The sequence below is a fragment of the Microbacterium sp. NPDC076895 genome (assembly GCF_040687115.1).
GTDB lineage: Bacteria > Actinomycetota > Actinomycetes > Actinomycetales > Microbacteriaceae > Microbacterium.
Genome location: NZ_JBFBMQ010000011.1, coordinates 46,923 through 65,657 on the forward strand (window position 1 = coordinate 46,923; position 18,735 = coordinate 65,657).

Genomic DNA, 18,735 nt, shown 5'->3' on the forward strand with positions numbered 1-18,735 from the left:
GGCTGCGGGACGCGCCGAGATTCGTCCCTGCTGACACTGGGATCACCGACCACGAACGGAGACCTCATGTCCACCCCGATCTTGCGGGTCACAGATCTGCGCAAACATTACGGCCGCGGCCAGAGCCGCTTCGATGCCCTCAAGGGGGTGAGCTTCGATGTCCGCGAGGGCGAGTCCGTCGCGATCGTCGGCAAGAGCGGATCAGGCAAGTCCACACTGATGCACCTGTTGGCGCTGCTCGACGCCCCGGATGCTGGGACTATCGCGCTCGACGGCGTAGATACCGCCAAACTCCGGGGCTCGAAGCTCAACAAGACCCGCAACAAGACGTTCGGATTCGTCTTTCAGCAGTTCTTCTTGACCGGCAACAACAGCGTGGTCGAGAACGTCATTCTGCCCCTGAAGATCGCGGGCGTGGGCCGCGCTGAGCGCAAGCGGCGCGGCATGGCGGCGCTCGAACAGCTTGGCCTGGCCGACAAGGCCAAGAACAAGGCCCTGAATCTCTCAGGTGGTCAGAAGCAGCGTGTCGTCATTGCCCGCGCACTGGTGAACAACCCCCGCATCATCTTCGCCGACGAACCCACCGGCAACCTCGACACCACCACCGGCGCGGTCGTCGAAGACATCCTCTTCACCCTCAATCGCGAGCACGGCATCACCCTCATCGTCGTCACCCACGATGAGGACCTCGCCGCTCGGTGCGATCGCCGCATCGTCATTCGCGATGGGCTGATCGTCGACGAGACCACAAAGGAAGCCGCATGAAAACCATCGATCTGATCGGCTCCGCCGTCAGCAATACCTTCCGCTCGAAGACGCGCACGATCCTGACGATCCTCGCGATTTTCGTCGGCGCCTTCACCCTGACACTCACGAGTGGCCTGGGAACGGGGATCAACGCCTACATCGACGACACCGTCTCGGGTGTCGGCGCTTCCGACGCCATGACCGTCACGAAGACGGATGACAGCGCTACGGTAGGCCCCGGCTCGAGCGAGCCACGGGAGTATGACCCGGACGCCGTCTCCAGCGGCATCCCGGGGCAAACCGTCATCGCGCTCACCCCCGATGACATCACCGCGATCGAGGATGTCGACGGCGTTCTCAGCGTCGACCCTGTCCGCACGATCAGCCCGGACTACATCCAGGCTGGAGACGGCACCCCCTACGTCGCGTCGGTAGGAAGCCTCATCCCCGGCCAGACGGTGGTGCTCGCCGCCGGTGAGGAACCGGATGCCGGCAGCTCAACCCACGAGGTTGCACTCCCCGTCGCCTACGTCGAGCCCCTGGGCTTCGACAGCAACGAGGACGCGATCGGCCAGACCGTAACCCTGGCCATCACAGATGCCGAACGCACCCAGCACACGATCGAAGCCACGGTCGTCGGCGTGACCGAGGATGCCCTGGCCAGCCCCACCGGTTCCAGCATCCTCACCAACGACGCCCTCAGCGACGCCCTGTTCGACGCGCAGTCGACGGGTCTGACCGAGGAGCAGGCGGACCGCTACGCCTCGGCCACGGTGTGGTTCGACCCTGACGCGACAGATGACGAGATCAGCGCGCTGAAGGATCGTTTGGCCGATGAGGGGTACACCGGAACGACCATCGCCGATCAGCTCGGCACGATCACGACAGTGATCGACGGCATCGTGCTGGTGCTCAACGCGTTCGCGGTGATCGCCCTGCTGGCTGCCGCGTTCGGCATCGTCAACACCCTCTATATGTCGGTTCAAGAGCGCACCCGCGAGATCGGACTCATGAAGGCGATGGGCATGGGGTCAGGACGCGTGTTCACGCTCTTCAGCCTCGAAGCGGCCTTCCTCGGATTCCTCGGCAGCGCGATCGGTGCCGTCATCGCGATGATCGTCGGAACAGGAGTCAGCGGCGCGCTATCGACATCGCTGCTCGCCGATCTTCCGGGACTGACGCTGATCGCCTTCGACCCTGCGTCGATCGCGACGATCATCATCCTGGTGATGGCTATCGCCTTCCTCGCGGGTACTCTCCCCGCCGCCCGGGCAGCACGGGCTGATCCCGTCGACTCACTGCGATACGAGTAATCACCGCGCAGGAGGGGCATCCGGTCATCGATCGGGTGCCCCTCCTGTCGTTCCCCGATCTGGAAAACCCGTGAGACGAATCGCCGGATGCCGACACTGACGGGGTGAGAGACAATGAGGCGCGCCGACTCGCGGTGCGATACAGGGGAACCGATGACCGATTCAGTGACCACGGGCGATGCCGAACTCGTCGCCCGAGCCGCAGGCGGCAGCGAACAGGCCTTCCGACAGCTGTATCGGGCCTACGTTCGGCCGGTGTATTGGATCGCGCACCGGCTCCTGGGCGATCCCTCGGATGCCGAGGATGTCGTGCAGGAGACCTTCGTCGTTGCCTGGCGGAAGCTCCCGGAGCTTGACCTCGCGTCGGACTCGCTGCTGCCGTGGCTGGCAACGATCTGCCGATTCCAGTCGGCGAACCGGATGCGCGCGCAGCGAAAGGACCGCGAACAGGCGGGAGCGGTGGCAGATGACACCATCCCGGCGACGGTAGATGTCGAGCAGCAAGTGGTCGACGAGGAATACCTTCGCCTGATCGCTGCCGAGATCGCGACCCTCTCCGACACTGACCGCGAGATCCTGCGACTGTGTGCGGCGGAAGGTTACGCCTACAGCGCCGCGGCCGAGCAGCTCGGCATCCCGCACGGAGCTGTTCGCAACCGTCTCTCCCGCATCCGCACGCGTTTGCGGACCGTTGCCAAGGAGAGCACATGAACACCGACAATCCCCAGAGTTCGACCGGGGACCGACTCCCGCTCCTGGATGACGAGCGTGTCGCCGTTATCGAAGACCGGGTCTTCACGACCATCGAAAGTGAGCGCGCGGCATCCGCTCGTCGCTCTGTGGCACGTGGCCGAGTCTGGATGGCGGGTGCGGCTGCGGCTGCGGTCGTGGCTGTCGCCGCCATCATCGCGCCGACCGTTCTCAGCGGGCTGAGCACGAATGAGAGCGGAGCGGCGGGCATCATGTCCGCAGACATGCCCGTGGACGGCGGCATGTCGGGAAGTGAGATCGCACTCACTGACGGAGCTGTCGTCGACAGCTCCGGCGGTGGGAAGGCAATGGATGCGGCCATCGGCGAGTCCGGTCGTTCGATCATCGCCTCCTCGTCAGCCACCGTTGTGGTTGACGACGTTCGTGGCGCGGCTGACCAGATCGCGACCGCCGCCGACGGGCGCGGCGGGTACGTCGAATCGATGAGCATCGGGTCCGGTTACACGGGGATGCCCGTCGATCTGGCCGACCCGACCGTCGCCGTCACGAACGGGTGGATCACCGTGCGTGTTCCCGCCGATGAACTTGCCGACGCGATGGCCGACCTGGAGCAGGTGGGCGAGGTGACGGCATCCTCGATCGACCGATTCGATGTCACCGATCAGGTGGTCGACCTGCAGGCACGGGTGGATGCCGCCCAGGCATCCGTCGACCGGCTGCTCGAACTGATGGGGCAGGCAGGGTCGGTTTCGGACCTGATCGCCGCCGAGTCGGCTCTCGCCGAGCGGCAGGCAACCCTCGAGTCCTACCAGCAGCAGCTCGAATCGCTCGAGGATCAGGTCGCGATGTCGTCGCTGAACGTGTCGCTCACCGTGCGCCACGAGGCGGTCGACGCAAACCCTGCCGGCTTCTGGGACGGCCTCGTCGCCGGCTGGAACGGCCTGGTCGCAACGCTCAACGGCATCGTGGTGGCGCTCGGATTCCTCATCCCGTGGATTGCGGTGCTCGCGGTTGTCGGCGCAGTGGTCTGGGGTGTGGTGGTGCTGGTGCGCCGGCGGCGTCGCCCCTCCGCGGAGGAGTGAGCTCGGGGCGCTCGCCCGCGCTCAGCGCGTGGGCCAGACCCAGGCAGGCGCGTCAAGCGAGCCCTGACCCTGAACCCGTGTCTCCCCGCCTGACTTCTCGAGCGTGTGCACCCTCGCACCAGCCTTCTCCAGCGCGTCAACGAGCGGCTTGGAGTGGGAGACGACGATGATCTGGGAACGGGCTGCCGCATCCACGAGCATCGCCGCGAGCGGTTCCAGGATGCTCGGGTGCAGGCTGGTCTCCGGTTCGTTGACGGCGATGAGGCTCGCGGGCCGTGTGCTCATGAGTGCTGCCACCCACACGAGGTAGCGCAGGGTCCCGTCAGACAGCTCGGGCGCAGACAGGGGCCGCAGCATCCCCGGCTGTCGCAGCGAGAGCTCGAAACGCCCCGCGTGGTCAGTGACCGACAGGCGACTGCCGGGAAGTGCGAGCTCAATCGCTGCGTCGAGCGCCTCGGGATCCCCCTGCTCTCGGATGGTCTGCAGCGCGGAGGCGAGGTCGCTCCCGTCGGATGCCAGGATCGGTGTGCGTGTCCCGATGCCGGGGCGCCGAGCGGGAGCATCCGCGTCGGTACGGACAGCGTCATAGAAGCGCCAGTCACGCAGGCCTGAGCGAAGCCCCAAGACCTCTGGTGCTGCATCGATGTCTCCGAACTCCGCCAGCATGCTCTCCCACGGCGCGAGCGGTCGCTGCACCATGTGCCAACCGGCGTCGGTGCGAATGCGGTAGATCGCGCCGCGTCGCTCGCAGATGAGGGAGCCGCTGCGAAGAACAGGCCCACCCCAGACGGCCTCTGCCTTGATCTCGGGGTCTGCGCCGAACATCGTCGTGGCTGGGATCGGGATGCCAAGATCCATCGCGTAACCGAAGCCCGCGGCATCCGAGCCGAAACCCAATCGCAGCGCGATCGGCCCCTTTCGCACCGTGCCCTGCACGGGACCGCTCGTCGGCGCGCCAGACTCGGGTCCCGCCCACAGCGTTCCCGGAAAGCCACCTTCAGCGGCAAGGGCACGGATGGCGCCTTCCCGAGCCGCGGCTGCCAGAAGTCGCAACGACCGATACAGGCTTGACTTTCCGCTCCCATTCGCCCCGGTCACAACCGTCAGCGGAGAGAGCGGCAGGACCAAGCAACGGATGGAGCGGTAGCCCTCGATCGCCAGTGTGGTCAGCACAGCCGTCAGCCTACGTCGGTGCTCGGACACCTCTCGGCAGCACCCGGATGCTTCGCCTGACCTACCCGAGGTAGGAGGAATCCTGGGCGTAGGACGCTTGAGCGCTCAAACGTCCTACGCCTGCGATTTCGCCTACATTCGTGGGCTAGCCCGCAGCGTCTCCGCCGCGCGGGTCGGCGGTCCGGACGCACGAAAGCCCGGTACGAGACCGGGCTTTCGTGCGTTGGTGACCCCAGCGGGATTCGAACCCGCGTTACCGCCGTGAGAGGGCGGCGTACTAGGCCGCTATACGATGGGGCCGCAAGACAACCGTTCGATTATGCCATGCATGCGAACAGGCGGCCAAATCGACGGGGACACGGCAGCGGGGTTGCCCCGAGCCCTCTCGCGAGGGTTGACTCGGGGTATGCGAGTCACGAAGCACGAGCACGCTGCCCTCACGATCCGCGACTCCGGCAAGACGCTGGTCGTCGACCCGGGATCGTTCACCGATCCCCTCCCGGATGACGGTGATGTCGTGGCCATCGTTCTCACGCATGAGCATCCCGACCACTGGACCCCGGAGCACCTGCGCCGCATCCTCAGCAACGCCCCGAAGGCGCAGATCATCGGCCCGCAGGGGCTGGCCGATGCCGCCGCCGGGTTCGATGTCACGGTCGTATCGCCCGGCGACAGGATGACGGTGGGCCCGTTTGAGCTCGAGTTCTTCGGCGGACGCCATGCCGTCATCCACGAATCGATGCCCGTCGTCGACAACGTCGGCGTGCTGGTGAATGACCGTCTCTACTACCCGGGCGACTCGTACGACGTGCCGGAAGGACGGGACGTGAAGCTCCTGGCAGCCCCGGTCGGCGCACCGTGGTTGAAGATCGGAGAGGCCATGGACTTCGTCCTCGCCGTCGCTCCACGAATGTGCTTCGGCACTCACGACATGACCCTCTCGGTCATCGGACGAACAATGGGGCGTCAGCGGCTGCGATGGGCGACGGAGCAGGGTGGCGGCGAGTTCCTCGATCTGGATGCCGGAGCCTCGGTCGACATTTGAGGAACCCTCTCTCAGTCACCTCTCGCTCCCCGGCGATCGTGGCGCATCGTCTGCCACACATAGAATCCGCATAGGGTTCCGAAAGGTCGCACCTCACGTCGATCCCTACCGTCGGGGCATGGTCATCGACGCGCACCCCCTGCCACCGGCACCAGCCGCCGCGACCGAACCCAGCCGCCCTCTGCGCAAGCCCCGCGCGTCCGGTTTCGCGATCGGTGTCGCAGGGCTCGCCCTTGCAACCGCGCTGCTCACGATCTGGGCGATCGATTCGGCATCCGAATCGCAGTACTACGCTGCCATCGCGGTCTCAATGGCTCAGAATCCGGCGAACTTCTTCTTCGGCGCGTTCGACCCGGCAGGAACGGTCACCCTCGACAAGATTCCCGGTTCGTTCTGGGTTCCCGCGCTCTTCGTTGCCGCCTTCGGGTATTCGACATGGACGGTCGTCCTACCCAATGCGCTGGCCGCCGTAGCGACGGTTGTCGTCGTGGCGTTCACCGGGCGACGAGTGGTATCACCCACGGCGGGGCTCATCGCCGGCGCGGTAGCAGCCACGACACCGATCCTCATCGCCGTGTCACGCTCTAATCAGCCAGAAACGTTCTTCGTGCTGAGCCTCGCCCTCGTCGCGTGGGCCGCGTCACGCGCGCTTACCCAGCGAAGCCTCGGCTGGCTCATCACGACGGGCCTGTTCATTGCACTCGCTTTTCAGATGTACATGCTCGTCGCGTGGGCGGTGTGGCCGGCACTTGCGTTGGCGTATCTGGTCACCGCTCAGCCCATCGCGCGGCGCATCTGGCACATCGCTGTCGCTGGGGCGCTAAGCATCGCGACATCCCTGACGTGGATCGTCATCGTCTCCCTCATTCCCGCTGACTCCCGCCCATACATCGGCAGCACGCTGAGCAACAATCCGTGGGAGATGGTGTTCGGCTACAACGGGCTCGGACGCTTCTCGGCGACAGCCGAATCATCCGAGTACCTCTCGTTCAGTCCGCCCTTTTCCGGCGATCCGAGCGCGGTCCGGTTGTTCACCGAACAGCTCGCCAGTCAGATCGCGTGGCTTCTGCCGGCAGCGCTCTTTGCTGCGGTCGCGCTCTGGATGCTGCGCTTCTCGCGTCCGGTCACGGTCTTCCTCGGCGCCTGGCTCGTCGTCTTCGCGGCAATGTTCTCTGCCGTCGATGGAATGCACCAGTTCTACACCGCCGCGCTCGCGGTGCCGGCTGCATTGCTCGTCGGGCTCGCGTTCGGGGTTGCGCGGCGTCGCGGCATCCTGTGGCCACAGGTCTCGCTCATCGCGATGGCCGGCGTGACAGCGGTGCTGATTTCGCTCTGGTACCCCGGCTATTCCACCGTGGTTTCGGTGGTCCAAGCGGCGATCGGCGCCCTCGCAATCGTGTTGCTGTTCGCCGAGCACAAGCGCACCGGTGGCAGCGGATGGTCGGTCCCGCGCTGGATCACGGCGCTGGTCGCGGCGATCGCGCTGGTACTCACTCCTGCGGTCTGGTCGGTGGTGACCATCGCAAATCCCAGCGACATCAACCCCGTTGCCGGAGGCGTTTCGGATATGGGCGGCGCGGGCGGCCCGGGCGGACAGGGCGGCCCGGGCGAACAGAACGGCGTCGGCCCCGGCGGGCAGGGCGGCGGGCCGGGTCAGGGGGGCGCACCGGCGCAGGGCGGTGCACCAGGACAGGGAGGCAACCCTCCCGGACAGGGATCAGGACCTGGCGCGGGACAGGGGCCAGCGACATCCGGACAAGCAACGGGCGCCGCATCGGGAAGCTCGACTGGTCGAGGTGGCGCGGCATCCAGTGACCTCGTCGCCTGGCTGCAGGAGAACCAGGGTGACACCGACTACCTCGTCGCGACCTTCGGAGCTCAAAGCGCCGCCGGCATCATCCTCGCCACGGATGGCGGATCGGTTCTGCCGATCGGTGGCTTCAATGGAAACGACGCTGTGCCCACGCTCGACGAGTTCCAGGCACTCATCGCCGACGGAAGCCTCCGGTATGTGCTGGGAACCGGAATGGCAGGGCAGGGCGCAAGCACTCCTTCCGGCGGAACCTCGACCACCTCGGCGCAGATCCGACAGTGGGTGGAGGCGACGTGCGAGACGGTGACCGATGCCCCCGGCGTGGTCTACGACTGTGCGCCGTAGGGGGGACGCGCCGCGGTCAGCGCGACCCGCGCTGCACCGTGATCTGCCCACTCGCCCCGTCGATCACGAGCTCGTGTTCGCTCCAGCGCAGGGTCAGGATCGTATGCGTGCAGCACCGGCACCGCACGATCGCAGACGTCGGCGCCAGCTCGACCGCTGAATCGGAAAGCGCTGAGGCATCGGCGCACGACCCGCAGGTAAGAGCGAGCGTCGCGGTAGCAGCACCGAAGGCTTCTTCGAGGATGCCGATGAGCGCGTTTCCGTCGACCATGCTGGGCCGCGGCGTTGCGGGCGGCTCTGGCAGCGGATGTGTGGCGAGGCTCATGATTCTCCCCCGAACCTCTCGGTGCGGATGCGCTCGGGTCGATATCCCAGCGCGACAAGTGTTTCGGCGACGAACTCCACGAACGGTGTCGGCCCACAGACGAAACTGACGGGGTCGACGGATGCCGGGTGCAAGGCCTCGGCGAGCACGGTAGCGCTGAGGCGACCGACGGTTCCCGCCCAGTCGCGCGGAGCTTCGCGCGTGTAAGCCCAGGTCGTCGAGATCCGGGGCGCATCGAGCACGAGCAGCTCGTCTCGGTACATCGCCCGATCGGCATCCTTCACGGAGTAAACGAGACGCAACGACGCTGTGGCGTCTGCAGCCACGTGCGCGCGCACCATGGCGATCAGTGGCACAATTCCTGATCCACCGGCGATCAGTTGCACCGGCGAGGGGTCGGTGGCGTCCCAGACGAAGTACTGACCGAGGGGACCCTTCACCTCCATCTGATCACCGACGCGCACGTCTTCGACGAGGTAGGGGGAAACCTCCCCGTCCTCGACTTCATCGACGCCGAGCTCGACGGCTGTGCCCGAACCGAACGATGCGATCGAGTACGACCGCACCGCCTGATAACCGTCCTCGGCAGTCAGGCGAAGATCGAGATGCTGCCCTGGCAGGTTCCCCGGCCAGTCCGGAACGTCAAGGACGAGAGCGCGGGCCCCCAACGCGGCGGGGCGAACCTCCAGCACGGATGCTGCCAGCCAGGCTCCGACGCTCACCAATACCGTTCCTCGCGCCAGGGGTCGCCGTGCATGTTGTAGCCGTTTTGCTCCCAGAAACCCGGTTCGTCGCGGCGCAGGAGCGACAGTCCGCGGACCCATTTGGCGCTCTTCCAGAAGTAGAGGTGCGGCACCAGCAACCGCGCCGGACCGCCGTGCTCGGGGTCGATCGGCGCGCCGTCGAACTCCGTGACGACCCACGCCTTGCCGCCGAGAAGATCTGCGATCGGCACGTTGGTTGTGTACCCGCCGTAGCAGTGCGCCATCGCGGCCTCGGCATCCGTCTCGATGCCCGCCATGAGTGTGTCGACCGAGACGCCCCGCCACCTGGTGTCGAGCTTCGACCACCGTGTCACGCAGTGGATGTCGGTGTGGATGTCTTCGAACGGCAGTGCGTGGAACTCGTCCCAGGTCCAGGACCGAGACTCGCCCCGCTCGTCGCGGATCGCAAAACGCCACTCGACCGTGTCGAGGCGCGGTGTCGGCCCTGCCGAGAGCACCGGGAAGTCCGTCGTCAGATACTGCCCCGGTGGCAGCCTGTCGTTCGTTTCACGCCGACGAGCGCCGAATCCGCGGGAAACAGGCGCCATGAGCATCCTCCGATCCACCACCGATGCTCGCATCTTACGGATCACGCGGAGTCGGCGAAACAGCGCGGCCCTCGGGGGCGACAGATGTCGAGGATAGGCTCAGGAGGAAGCAGGCGGACGCCCGTGGACCCACGAGGAGTGAGCATGGCTGAGAGAACCGACCCGCGCGTGGCGGTGTATCTGGACTTCGACAACATCGTCATGTCCTGGTACGACACGGTGCATGGCCGCAACGCCTACGGCAGGGACCGGCAACGCATCGCGGCCGACCCGACCGAGCCCGAGATCGCCGAACGCCTCGCCGCCGCAACAGTGGATCTCGGCGCGATCATCGACTATGCGGCATCCTTCGGCACTCTCGTGCTCACGAGGGCCTACGCCGACTGGTCATCTCCCGTGAACGCGGAGTACCGCACCCAGCTCGTCGCGCGCGCCGTCGATCTCGTGCAGCTGTTTCCCGCTGCTGCCTATGCGAAGAACGGCGCCGACATCCGACTCGCCGTAGATGCCGTCGAAGACATGTTTCGCCTTCCCGACCTCTCGCACGTCGTGATCGTGGCGGGCGACTCCGATTACGTGCCGCTCGCGCAGCGCTGCAAGCGCCTCGGCCGGTTCGTCGTGGGCGTCGGGGTGGCTGGCTCCAGCGCGAGGTCGCTCGCCGCGGCCTGCGACCGGTTCGACACCTACGATGCCCTGCCCGGGATTGAACGGGAGCCCGTCAAGGATGCCGAGACCGCCGTCGCCGCCAAGACCCGCCGCAGCCGCAAGAAGGCCGCAGATCCCGGCGCCGAATTGCTCGAGCGCGCCCTGCGGCTCGAGGGCGACCGCGAAGGCACCGAGTGGCAGCACGCGAATGTGGTGAAGAGTCTCATCACGCGGCTCGATCCGGGCTTCAGCGAGCGAGCCTTGGGGTTCCGGAGCTTCACAGACTTCATCAAGGCCCACCCCAAGGTCGCCGAGATCGACGAAACCGAGAACATCGTGCAGATCCGGCTTGCCGCCGGGACGCGCTGAGCACCAGGCTGGCCCCACGGTGCGCTTGCGTCCCACGCCGACGGTGGCATACTGGGGGCGCACTCCTGCAGCATCCGCTGCTCGTGAGAGGGAGTGAACGGCAAGGAACAGACATGACAGGTTCGGGCTTCAGCATCCCCTGCTGACCGGCCCCCCTGCCCTTTCTGCGGACCCGTGTCAGCGTCCACCCTGACCTCGTCAGGAACCGACACGTTCTGGAGTTCCGCATGCCTGCCCCCATTCCTTCCGTCGTTCTTCACGACCTCACCTTCACCTGGCCCGACGGCCACCGTGTTCTCGACGCCGTGTCGGGTGCGTTCCCATCCGGCTCGACGGGTCTTGTCGGCCTCAACGGCGTCGGCAAGTCGACGCTGCTGCGTCTGATCGCCGGCGACCTCACGCCGACATCGGGTTCCGTGCAGGCTGCGGGTGTCGTCGACTATCTACCACAGCGAACGGATGCCGAACCCGGCCATACGCTGGTCGATCTTCTCGGCATCCGCTCGATCGTCGACGCGATCGCCGCCGTCGAGCGGGGCGAGATCGACCTCGCCCTCTTCGACGCGATCGGCGCAGACTGGGACGTCGAGGAGCGGGCAATTGCCGCTCTGAGCGCGGCTGGCGTCGACATCGACGACCTCGACCGCCCCGTCACGACGATCTCGGGCGGGGAAGCGACGGTTGCGGCACTCGTCGGCATACGGATGCGCGGAGCCGACATCGCCCTGCTCGACGAGCCGACCAACAACCTCGACGGCCACGGGCGGGCACGGGTCCACGACCTCATCGGCGCGTGGGACGGTCCCGTGATCGTCGTCAGCCACGATCTGGAGTTGCTGGAGCGCATGCAGAACACGGCTGAATTACGGGCCGGCGCGCTGATGCTCTTCGGCGGACCGTACTCAGAGTTCCGAGAGCAGGTTGCACGCGAACAGGAAGCAGCCGAGCGCGCGGCGCGGTCCGCAGAGCACGCTGTCCGCGTCGAGAAGCGGCAGCGGATCGCGGCAGCCGAGCGTATCGCGCACAGCGAGCGGCAAGGCAAGAAGGATGCCGCCAATCGCAAGTACATCGGGGCCGTCGTCAACGACCGGCGAAACTCGGCCGAGAAGACCCACGGAAGGCAGCGCGGACTGCTCGATGATCGGATGCAGGCGGCGCAGCGTTCACTGCAGGACGCCGAGTCACGCATCCGTGATGACGACCGGGTCAGCATTGACCTCCCCGACCCCGCCGTACCTCCGGGCAAGCGGATCGCCGAGTTCACGGGGAGCGACGGGCGAACGGTCATCGTCCAGGGACCGGAACGCGTCGCAATCACCGGCCCGAACGGGGTCGGCAAGAGCACGCTGCTGGAGGGGCTGGTTTCCGGCGTGGCTGCCGGCCCCGGCCGGGCGGTAGCCGTCGCGGACATTCATCGCATCGGCACGCTCTCCCAACGCCTCGACACCCTCGACGACGCGGCATCCGTTATCGAGAACGTGAGCCGAGTCTCGCCGCGCATTCCGCGAACGGAGCTTCGCAACCGGCTCGCGCGACTCCTCGTGCGCGGGGCCATGGTGGATCGGCCCGTCGGTGTTCTCTCGGGCGGCGAGCGGTTCCGGGTCGCCCTCGCGCAGGTGCTCCTCACCGATCCGCCACCTCAACTGATCGTGCTCGATGAACCAACCAACAACCTCGATCTCCAGACCACGGAGCAACTCATCGAGGCGCTCGGCGCCTACCGCGGCGCGATGATCGTGGTCAGCCACGACCGAGGATTCCTGGATCGCCTCGCGCTGGACGCTGAGGTCGCGTTGGATGCCGCGGGAGTGCTGACCGCGATGCGGTAGGCACCGAGCAGACGATGCGCTAGCGGCGTGCGATCGGCATCCAGAGCTCGGTCGTCGCCGTGCTGAAGTCGTCGGCGCGATCGAGTACGGCGACGATCGAGGGGCCAGGACGCAACTGCCAGAGGTTGGAGGGGAACCAGTCCGATGCGGATGCCGCGTAGGCCTCCTGGAGCGCTGCGGGGTAGGGGCCTGACGTGCGGAACACCGCCCACTCCCCCGCCTCGACTTCGATCACGTCGAGATCTGCGGGCACGGATGCCGCGGCATCCAGAGCGACGCCGTGCAGGTAGGTGAGCTCGGTTCCTTCTCGGTAATCCGGGTCGACGCCGTCGCTCACCTGCAGCAGCCCACCCGGCTCGGTGCTGCTGAGCTCCTTGAGGCGGGCGTGTTCGCGCGCGGGAAGTGCGGCGACGAACTGCTGGACGTGCGGATTGATTCCTTCGTGGATCAGCGGCACGCGAGCAGCGTGTCCGACGAGACGGAACGCGGGGCGTTCGGCGATGCGCGTGTCCATAGTGGTGTTCCCTTCGACGGTCAGGCGAAGCCTGAGTTTCGGTTGCGTGCGAAGGGGACCACCATTTACCCGCACCTCGGCGGGCGACGAACCGTGGACCGCGCGAAAAGCTCGGCCAAAGGCTTCGGTCGAGCCGTATCCGAACCGCACCGCGATATCGAGGAGCGGGTCGCCAGCGACCACGGCGGCGGCTGCGACCGTCATCCGTCGCCGGCGTATGTACTCCGACAGCGGCATCCCGACCAGCGACGAGAACATCCGCCGCAGGTGATACTCGGTCACGCCCGCCTCCCGCGCCAGCGCCCCGATGTCGAGGTCTTCGGACAGGTCGTCGTCGATGACATCGATCAGTCGATTGAGCTCCGCGATCATGGGGCCTCCTTCGACATCCAGCCTGCGAGATCCACGCCGCGCGTACCCGATCGTTCCGGTCCGGTTCGATCGCCCTACGCGGGTTCGGTCGTGCGTACCAGCCCGCATCTGACGCACGACCAGGCGACGAGGAATCGCTCATCGTCGAGGATCTCGTACCGTAGCCGATCACCGCACGTCGGGCACTCCCACGCCTGCGACTCGCGACTCGTCACAGCCTCAGCCTAGGCGCCCCCGATAGGGGCGGTCCGGGTACGGGACCTCTGGCCGGTGCCGTCGCGTCGCGCCCCGGCGACGATGGAGCCGTGGATGCCGAGCGCACCGATCGTGCGGATTTCTGGCGGCTTCCGGTCGGCGCCGGAGGAGTGATTGTGGCGCACACGAGCCGGTGGTGGGAGCTGCTGTCGGCGCGTCGCGACTGCCGCGCGCCGCAACAGCTCGTGCACGCGGCACTCGAGGTTTTCACGGGCGGCGAACGATACGTCATCGAGATGACGCCACAGTGGGGGCAGCCGCGCACGGCATCCGGGGTCGTGGCGATCGGGCCAGTGGGTCCGCCACCGCTCGGACGATTCCGGATGTTCCGCTATGTCGTTCGCGCCTGGCCGAACGGAGTACTCCCCGATCGGGCGTACGCCGTTGCAGCTCCGACCTCGATCCCGCTAGGCAGGACACAGGCGCAGGGGCTGCTCGACACCCTGCCCGACGTTCCTCTCCACACCTGGGGGCGCGCAGTTCCGCCGAGTACCGACATGTGGAACAGCAATTCGCTCATCGCGTGGGCGCTCCGTCGCGCAGGGGTCGACGCGGGTACGCTCGCTCCGCCCGCAGGTTGCAGGGCACCAGGGTGGGCAGCGGGCCTCGCGGCAGGGACGCGTCAGCGTCGTGGGTGTCGAGAGGTAGCGACGCGCAACCTGCGGCGCACAGCTCACGCGACAGATTCAGCCGCGCGCCACTGACGTTGGAGATCTCCGGCCGCGGGATTCCAGGAACGTCTCGATCTGCTGGCGCGTGTCGCTGAGTTTGGTGATCCGCTGCGTGAGTTCGTCGAGAACCACCTCAAGCTGGTCGGCAAGCGCGTCGTGGGTTGCCGCGGATGCCGGGCCGGCGCATGCGAGGACGGACTGCACGACGTCTCGAGGAAAGTCCATTCCGAACAGCATGTGGATGGTGCGCGCCTGTTCCACGGTCGACTCGTCGTAGTCGCGATACCCGTTGGGCTCACGATGCGCCGAGATCAAGCCTCGCTCCTCGTAGTACCGGAGCGACCTCTGGCTCACGCCGCTGCGCGCGCTCAGTTCACCGATCTTCATCGCCTTGACCTTGACATGATGTCAGACTATAGCGTCGTCCTCGAGGCAAGCGAGAGTCGCTCGCTCGGCGAAGGAATGACAATGCACGCAACGATCACGGTCGGCGCCCGCGCCCGCACGTACACGGTGGTCGGCGACCTCGACGGCCCCGAAGGCCGAGCGCTCGTTCTCGTCTTCCACGGCTCACGCCAGGACGGAGCGACGCACCGCGAGTTCACCGGCCACGTCCTGGACGACCTCGCGCACGATGGCCGCGCGGTCGTCGCGTATCTCGATGGGCACCGGGGCAACTGGAACGATGCGCGAGCCGAGAGCGCCTTCCCCGCGCGCAGAGACCAGGTGGACGACGTCGCGTTCGCGCGGGCACTTGTCGACGAACTCCAGCGCACCCACCACATCGACCGCGGCAGAGTCATCGGTCTCGGCTTCTCCAACGGCGGCCAGATGATCTTCCGACTGCTGCACGAGGCATCCGATCTGCTCGCTGGCGGTGTGATCGTGTCGGCAACGATGCCGGTCCGCGAGTCTTTCCTGAGCGGCTACGCAGAGACCGCCGAGCGCTCCGTGCCGATCACCCTCATTCATGGCACGACGGATCCGATCATCCCGTTCCAGGGCGGTCGGATGCCGTGGTGGGCGCGCAAGGTGTTCAAGGTCGACGGGGTGAGTCTTTCTGCGCCGGCAACCGCCGAGTACTTCGCTAGACGCAATGGCATCAGCGCCACACCCGAGGTCACCGCCCTCCCGCACCGCGGAGCAAAGCGGCGCCCCACCCGCGTCGAACGCGCCACGTACAGCGAGCCGAACAAATCCCCCGTGACCATCTACACGGTCATCGACGGCGGACACACGGTTCCCTCACCGAAGGCCGGGCCCGCGATCGTCGGCCGCACCGCGACCGACATCAGTATCGACGAGGTCGTGAGCGACCTGATCGACCTCATCTGAGTCGGGGTCACGCCACGCCGTTGCGTGTCGAGCGGCGCTCGATCACGACGGTGTCGCGCCACTGGCCGGCATGCGGTCCGAGCTGCGAGCGTGCGATTCGTTCGCGCCGGCCGACGACGCGGAACCCGTACTTCTCGTGGAGGCGCAGGCTCGCGGTGTTCTCGGGGAAGATGCTCGACTGGATTGTCCAGTAGCCGGCGGCGTCGGCATCCGTCACGAATCGACTCAGCAGCGCGCGCCCGACCTCTCGCCCCTGATGCTCGGGCGCCACATAGACCGAGTGCTCGATGACCCCGCGGTAGGCTGCCCGACTCGACACGGGCGAAGCAGCCGCACAACCGATGACCTCACCCGCGGAGCTGACGGCAACCAAGCGCGGCTCGGGGAGCTTGGCGACGTCGAACTCCGCCCAGCTCGGGGTCGCGACCTCGAACGTGGCTTCGCCTCCAGCGATGCCGTCGGCGAAGATGAGCTCGACTTGTCCCCAGTCCTGCGCGGTCATCGAGCGAACCGTGGCGCTCAACAGCACGATCCTGTGCCCGCGGCATCCGTCGAACACACACCCGTCGCGGGGAGGGTCAGCTGCACCGCGGATGCCGACGCGAGGTCACCCGAGAGCCACGCTGCGATCGAGCGCACCTGCTCGTACCCCGTCGCCAGCAGGAACGTCGGCGCCCGCCCGTACGACTTCATGCCGACGATGAAGAAGCCGCGCTCCGGATGCTGCAGCTCGGCGAATCCGTGCGGAGGCACCGTGCCGCAGGAGTGGATGTTGGGATCGATGAGGGGCGCGAGCCTGCGGGGCGCCTCCACGACATCGTCGAGCTCGAGACGGATCTCACGCAGCATCGCCAGGTCGGGGCGGAAGCCGGTGGCACTGACGACGTGATCAGTCTCGTGCACGGCAGGCTCGCCGTCTCGGGTGCCGATCAGTCGCACCCCGCTCTCGGTGCGCTCGGCGCGGGCGATCCGGAAGGAATCGACAAGCTGGATGCGGCCGGATGCAACGAGTTCGTCAGTTCGAGCCCCCAACCGCGCGCGGCCGGGGAGTTCGTCGGCCTCCGATGCCGTGACGCGGGTGGCCGAAGGTGTGCGCAACAGCCAGGTGACGCGGGTGCCGGGCACCTGGTCGGCAAGGTCGGCGAGAGCCAGCAGAGTGTTCGCCGCAGAGTGTCCCGCACCGACCACGGTGGTGTGCCGCCCGGCGAAGAGGTGACGATCCGCACCCGCGACGTCGGGAAGCGCGTGCGAAACCCGGTCGGCGATACTCGCGCCGCCCGGGAGGTCGAGCCCTGAGGAGGCAAGCGGATTGGGGGTCTCGTAGGTTCCTGATGCATCGATCACGGCTCGGGCCCGTAGCTCGACAGTCATCCCCTCGGCATCCTCGATCTGTAGGAGGAACGGGGTGTTCGCGCGTCCCTCCGTGCGGGTGCGATCGATGCCGTCCTTACCCACGGCAGCAACGCGCGTCGACAGTCGAATCCGCGAAGCGAGGGGATCGAGCGTGGCAAGCGGCTCGAGGTACTCGTCGATGAGTTCCTGGCCTGTCGGCATCCGGTCGAGATCAACCGGGTCGGTCCACCCTCCGGCCTCGAGCAGACGCCGCGCCGCGGGGTCTATCAGGTGCCGCCACGACGAGAAGAGCCGGGTGTGGCCCCACCGGCGGATCGAGGAAGCGACCTGCTCCCCCGCCTCGAGTACGACGACGTCGATGCCGCGCTCGAGCAGGTGAGCGGCGGCGGCGAGCCCGACGGGACCTGCACCGATGATGACCACGGGCAGAGTCGCGAGGCGGGCGTCGCTGGTTGGGCGGGCAGTGAGGTCGAGCAGTGTCACGGGAGTCTCCGGTCAACTTAGGCGAGTGTGGAGAGCCAGTATGCGACGCTATATCGATATCTGTCAATATTCACTATTATCGATGTATGACCTCCCTCGACATCCTTCCCCAGGCGGACCCCGCGGCGTGCTGCGCACCTCTCGCGCAGGCTCCGCTCTCTCGCACGGATGCCGAGGAGCTCGCATCCGCACTCAAGGCGCTTGCTGACCCGGCCAGGTTGCAACTTCTATCGATCGTCGCTGCCAGCGAGGACGGAGAAGCATGCGTGTGCGACCTGACCGAACCCGTGGGGCTGGCCCAGCCGACGGTGTCACATCACCTCAAGGTGCTGACGGACGCGGGATTCCTGACACGATCCAAGCGGGGCACCTGGGCGTACTACCGGCTCGTTCCGAGCGCCCTTGAGCGCGTAGCGCAGGTCGTTCGACCGAGCTAAGACGCCTCAGCCAGGTCGGCGAGCATACCCACGAGATCGTCACCACTGACGCCCCACTTCTCGGTGTCGAGTTGCCCGGCACGCTCCATCCCTGCCACACCGAGGGTGCCGCTCAGTAGCAGCGCTCCCATCCCGCGCGCCCGCGAGTCACCCACGACAGCGGCAACGATCGCGAGGAACTCGTCTTGCGAGGCGACAGCCGCGCGTGCCAGTGACTCCGGATCACGCTGCGGCGGCGTAAACATCAGTGCGTGAAGATGCGGCTGACGACGCGCAATGGTGAGCATGGCGGCGAGCGCAGACTCCAGACGCGAACGGGCGGAAAGCTCCTCTCGCGCCCGCAGCTGAGCCAAGTCATCCGCCAGGCGATTCCATCGCTCGATCGCGACAGCTGCCAGCAGCTCCTCCTTGTCGGCGAAGTGACCGTAAGGAGCTCCCCTCGACACCCCGGCACGAGCGCCGACGGCCCGCAGGGTCACGGCATCGACCCCACCCTCGTCCAAGAGTTCGGCGGTGGCCTCTAACAGGGCGCGACGTGTTGCCGCCGCGGACTCGATTCGAGCGATCATCGTCCGATTCTATTTGACAATGTCATCCGAAGTGCTA

21 protein-coding genes and 1 tRNA gene are annotated in these 18,735 nt (G+C 66.8%); 11 read left to right on the forward strand and 11 right to left on the reverse strand.

Annotated elements, in window-relative coordinates; genetic code table 11:
• The first annotated feature begins 66 nt into the window (after positions 1–66).
• From AB0O89_RS10655 to AB0O89_RS10670, 4 genes are all read left to right on the forward strand, one after another.
• The gene (locus AB0O89_RS10655) at positions 67–765 is read left to right on the forward strand and encodes an ABC transporter ATP-binding protein (RefSeq protein WP_363497266.1); all 699 of its coding nucleotides are present in this window, start codon (positions 67–69) and stop codon (positions 763–765) included.
• Positions 762–2,060 (forward strand): ABC transporter permease, encoded by a 1,299-nt coding sequence (locus AB0O89_RS10660; RefSeq protein ID WP_363497269.1) that lies wholly within the window; start codon positions 762–764, stop codon positions 2,058–2,060. The genes AB0O89_RS10655 and AB0O89_RS10660 overlap by 4 nt, the downstream gene beginning before the upstream one ends.
• A 153-nt stretch (positions 2,061–2,213) precedes the next feature.
• Positions 2,214–2,771: a sigma-70 family RNA polymerase sigma factor gene (locus tag AB0O89_RS10665; protein WP_363497272.1), complete on the forward strand. Its 558-nt coding sequence runs from the start codon at positions 2,214–2,216 to the stop codon at positions 2,769–2,771.
• A complete protein-coding gene (locus AB0O89_RS10670) occupies positions 2,768–3,853 on the forward strand; it encodes a DUF4349 domain-containing protein (RefSeq protein WP_363497275.1) in 1,086 nt (361 codons plus the stop codon). Before AB0O89_RS10665 ends, AB0O89_RS10670 begins: the two co-directional genes overlap by 4 nt.
• Before the next feature lie 21 nt (positions 3,854–3,874).
• Here AB0O89_RS10670 and AB0O89_RS10675 read toward each other — a convergent pair whose 3' ends face one another.
• Together AB0O89_RS10675 and AB0O89_RS10680 are read right to left on the reverse strand one after the other, a co-directional pair.
• Positions 3,875–5,026, reverse strand: coding sequence for an AAA family ATPase (locus AB0O89_RS10675; RefSeq protein ID WP_363497278.1), 1,152 nt, complete (start codon positions 5,024–5,026; stop codon positions 3,875–3,877).
• A 224-nt stretch (positions 5,027–5,250) separates the two neighbouring features.
• Positions 5,251–5,326, reverse strand: a tRNA-Glu gene (locus AB0O89_RS10680).
• 106 nt (positions 5,327–5,432) lie between these two features.
• Between AB0O89_RS10680 and AB0O89_RS10685 the strand changes: the two genes are divergently transcribed.
• Positions 5,433–6,071: an MBL fold metallo-hydrolase gene (locus tag AB0O89_RS10685; RefSeq protein WP_292712279.1), complete on the forward strand. Its 639-nt coding sequence runs from the start codon at positions 5,433–5,435 to the stop codon at positions 6,069–6,071.
• A 118-nt stretch (positions 6,072–6,189) separates the two neighbouring features.
• Positions 6,190–8,229: a glycosyltransferase family 39 protein gene (locus AB0O89_RS10690; RefSeq protein WP_363497281.1), complete on the forward strand. Its 2,040-nt coding sequence runs from the start codon at positions 6,190–6,192 to the stop codon at positions 8,227–8,229.
• Between the two features lie 16 nt (positions 8,230–8,245).
• On the opposite strand, the gene AB0O89_RS10695 is transcribed toward AB0O89_RS10690, so the two are convergent.
• The 3 genes from AB0O89_RS10695 to AB0O89_RS10705 are packed head-to-tail and all read right to left on the reverse strand — an operon-like array spanning position 8,246 to position 9,866.
• Entirely contained in the window at positions 8,246–8,554 is a 309-nt protein-coding gene (locus AB0O89_RS10695; protein WP_292712275.1) for a DUF6510 family protein, read from the reverse strand.
• Positions 8,551–9,276: an FAD-binding oxidoreductase gene (locus AB0O89_RS10700; protein WP_292712273.1), complete on the reverse strand. Its 726-nt coding sequence runs from the start codon at positions 9,274–9,276 to the stop codon at positions 8,551–8,553. The genes AB0O89_RS10695 and AB0O89_RS10700 overlap by 4 nt, the downstream gene beginning before the upstream one ends.
• The gene (locus tag AB0O89_RS10705; protein WP_363497286.1) at positions 9,273–9,866 is read right to left on the reverse strand and encodes a sulfite oxidase-like oxidoreductase; all 594 of its coding nucleotides are present in this window, start codon (positions 9,864–9,866) and stop codon (positions 9,273–9,275) included. The genes AB0O89_RS10700 and AB0O89_RS10705 overlap by 4 nt, the downstream gene beginning before the upstream one ends.
• A 144-nt stretch (positions 9,867–10,010) precedes the next feature.
• Here AB0O89_RS10705 and AB0O89_RS10710 point away from each other — a divergent pair, with 144 nt between their 5' ends.
• Both AB0O89_RS10710 and AB0O89_RS10715 read left to right on the forward strand, forming a co-directional pair.
• The gene (locus AB0O89_RS10710) at positions 10,011–10,880 is read left to right on the forward strand and encodes an NYN domain-containing protein (protein ID WP_292712270.1); all 870 of its coding nucleotides are present in this window, start codon (positions 10,011–10,013) and stop codon (positions 10,878–10,880) included.
• A 227-nt stretch (positions 10,881–11,107) separates the two neighbouring features.
• Positions 11,108–12,709 carry an ABC-F family ATP-binding cassette domain-containing protein gene (locus AB0O89_RS10715; protein WP_363497289.1) on the forward strand — a complete coding sequence of 534 codons (1,602 nt, stop codon included), beginning with the start codon at positions 11,108–11,110 and terminating at the stop codon, positions 12,707–12,709.
• Between the two features lie 19 nt (positions 12,710–12,728).
• Here AB0O89_RS10715 and AB0O89_RS10720 read toward each other — a convergent pair whose 3' ends face one another.
• Positions 12,729–13,595, reverse strand: coding sequence for an AraC family transcriptional regulator (locus tag AB0O89_RS10720; RefSeq protein WP_292712266.1), 867 nt, complete (start codon positions 13,593–13,595; stop codon positions 12,729–12,731).
• A gap of 74 nt (positions 13,596–13,669) precedes the next feature.
• Entirely contained in the window at positions 13,670–13,810 is a 141-nt protein-coding gene (locus AB0O89_RS10725; RefSeq protein ID WP_363497293.1) for a hypothetical protein, read from the reverse strand.
• Between the two features lie 90 nt (positions 13,811–13,900).
• On the opposite strand from AB0O89_RS10725, the gene AB0O89_RS10730 reads away from it, so the two are divergent.
• Positions 13,901–14,554, forward strand: coding sequence for a hypothetical protein (locus tag AB0O89_RS10730; protein ID WP_363497295.1), 654 nt, complete (start codon positions 13,901–13,903; stop codon positions 14,552–14,554).
• Here AB0O89_RS10730 and AB0O89_RS10735 read toward each other — a convergent pair.
• Positions 14,537–14,908, reverse strand: coding sequence for a MerR family transcriptional regulator (locus AB0O89_RS10735; protein WP_300591160.1), 372 nt, complete (start codon positions 14,906–14,908; stop codon positions 14,537–14,539). The two genes, AB0O89_RS10730 and AB0O89_RS10735, sit on opposite strands and share 18 nt — an antisense overlap.
• Before the next feature lie 81 nt (positions 14,909–14,989).
• Here AB0O89_RS10735 and AB0O89_RS10740 point away from each other — a divergent pair, with 81 nt between their 5' ends.
• Positions 14,990–15,856 (forward strand): alpha/beta hydrolase, encoded by an 867-nt coding sequence (locus AB0O89_RS10740; protein WP_300591159.1) that lies wholly within the window; start codon positions 14,990–14,992, stop codon positions 15,854–15,856.
• 7 nt (positions 15,857–15,863) lie between these two features.
• Here AB0O89_RS10740 and AB0O89_RS10745 read toward each other — a convergent pair whose 3' ends face one another.
• Positions 15,864–16,358, reverse strand: coding sequence for an N-acetyltransferase family protein (locus AB0O89_RS10745; RefSeq protein WP_363497299.1), 495 nt, complete (start codon positions 16,356–16,358; stop codon positions 15,864–15,866).
• A gap of 17 nt (positions 16,359–16,375) precedes the next feature.
• Complete coding sequence (locus AB0O89_RS10750; protein WP_363497302.1) at positions 16,376–17,692, reverse strand: FAD-dependent oxidoreductase; 1,317 nt, start codon at positions 17,690–17,692, stop codon at positions 16,376–16,378.
• Between the two features lie 86 nt (positions 17,693–17,778).
• Between AB0O89_RS10750 and AB0O89_RS10755 the strand changes: the two genes are divergently transcribed.
• Positions 17,779–18,129 (forward strand): metalloregulator ArsR/SmtB family transcription factor, encoded by a 351-nt coding sequence (locus AB0O89_RS10755; protein WP_300591156.1) that lies wholly within the window; start codon positions 17,779–17,781, stop codon positions 18,127–18,129.
• On the opposite strand, the gene AB0O89_RS10760 is transcribed toward AB0O89_RS10755, so the two are convergent.
• Positions 18,126–18,698: a TetR/AcrR family transcriptional regulator gene (locus AB0O89_RS10760; RefSeq protein ID WP_300591155.1), complete on the reverse strand. Its 573-nt coding sequence runs from the start codon at positions 18,696–18,698 to the stop codon at positions 18,126–18,128. The genes AB0O89_RS10755 and AB0O89_RS10760 overlap by 4 nt on opposite strands.
• Positions 18,699–18,735: the final 37 nt, after the last annotated feature.

Excerpts from the sequence above, each read along its gene's own strand:
- AB0O89_RS10695 (WP_292712275.1), bottom strand. The coding sequence starts at position 8,554 with ATGAGCCTCGCCACACATCCGCTGCCAGAGCCGCCCGCAACGCCGCGG.
- AB0O89_RS10740 (WP_300591159.1), top strand. The coding sequence starts at position 14,990 with ATGCACGCAACGATCACGGTCGGCGCCCGCGCCCGCACGTACACGGTG.
- AB0O89_RS10690 (WP_363497281.1), top strand. The coding sequence starts at position 6,190 with ATGGTCATCGACGCGCACCCCCTGCCACCGGCACCAGCCGCCGCGACC.
- AB0O89_RS10710 (WP_292712270.1), top strand. The coding sequence starts at position 10,011 with ATGGCTGAGAGAACCGACCCGCGCGTGGCGGTGTATCTGGACTTCGAC.
- AB0O89_RS10685 (WP_292712279.1), top strand. The coding sequence starts at position 5,433 with ATGCGAGTCACGAAGCACGAGCACGCTGCCCTCACGATCCGCGACTCC.
- AB0O89_RS10670 (WP_363497275.1), top strand. The coding sequence starts at position 2,768 with ATGAACACCGACAATCCCCAGAGTTCGACCGGGGACCGACTCCCGCTC.
- AB0O89_RS10655 (WP_363497266.1), top strand. The coding sequence starts at position 67 with ATGTCCACCCCGATCTTGCGGGTCACAGATCTGCGCAAACATTACGGC.
- AB0O89_RS10745 (WP_363497299.1), bottom strand. The coding sequence starts at position 16,358 with ATGACCGCGCAGGACTGGGGACAAGTCGAGCTCATCTTCGCCGACGGC.
- AB0O89_RS10660 (WP_363497269.1), top strand. The coding sequence starts at position 762 with ATGAAAACCATCGATCTGATCGGCTCCGCCGTCAGCAATACCTTCCGC.
- AB0O89_RS10720 (WP_292712266.1), bottom strand. The coding sequence starts at position 13,595 with ATGATCGCGGAGCTCAATCGACTGATCGATGTCATCGACGACGACCTG.
- AB0O89_RS10665 (WP_363497272.1), top strand. The coding sequence starts at position 2,214 with ATGACCGATTCAGTGACCACGGGCGATGCCGAACTCGTCGCCCGAGCC.
- AB0O89_RS10760 (WP_300591155.1), bottom strand. The coding sequence starts at position 18,698 with ATGATCGCTCGAATCGAGTCCGCGGCGGCAACACGTCGCGCCCTGTTA.
- AB0O89_RS10735 (WP_300591160.1), bottom strand. The coding sequence starts at position 14,908 with ATGAAGATCGGTGAACTGAGCGCGCGCAGCGGCGTGAGCCAGAGGTCG.
- AB0O89_RS10705 (WP_363497286.1), bottom strand. The coding sequence starts at position 9,866 with ATGGCGCCTGTTTCCCGCGGATTCGGCGCTCGTCGGCGTGAAACGAAC.
- AB0O89_RS10715 (WP_363497289.1), top strand. The coding sequence starts at position 11,108 with ATGCCTGCCCCCATTCCTTCCGTCGTTCTTCACGACCTCACCTTCACC.
- AB0O89_RS10755 (WP_300591156.1), top strand. The coding sequence starts at position 17,779 with ATGACCTCCCTCGACATCCTTCCCCAGGCGGACCCCGCGGCGTGCTGC.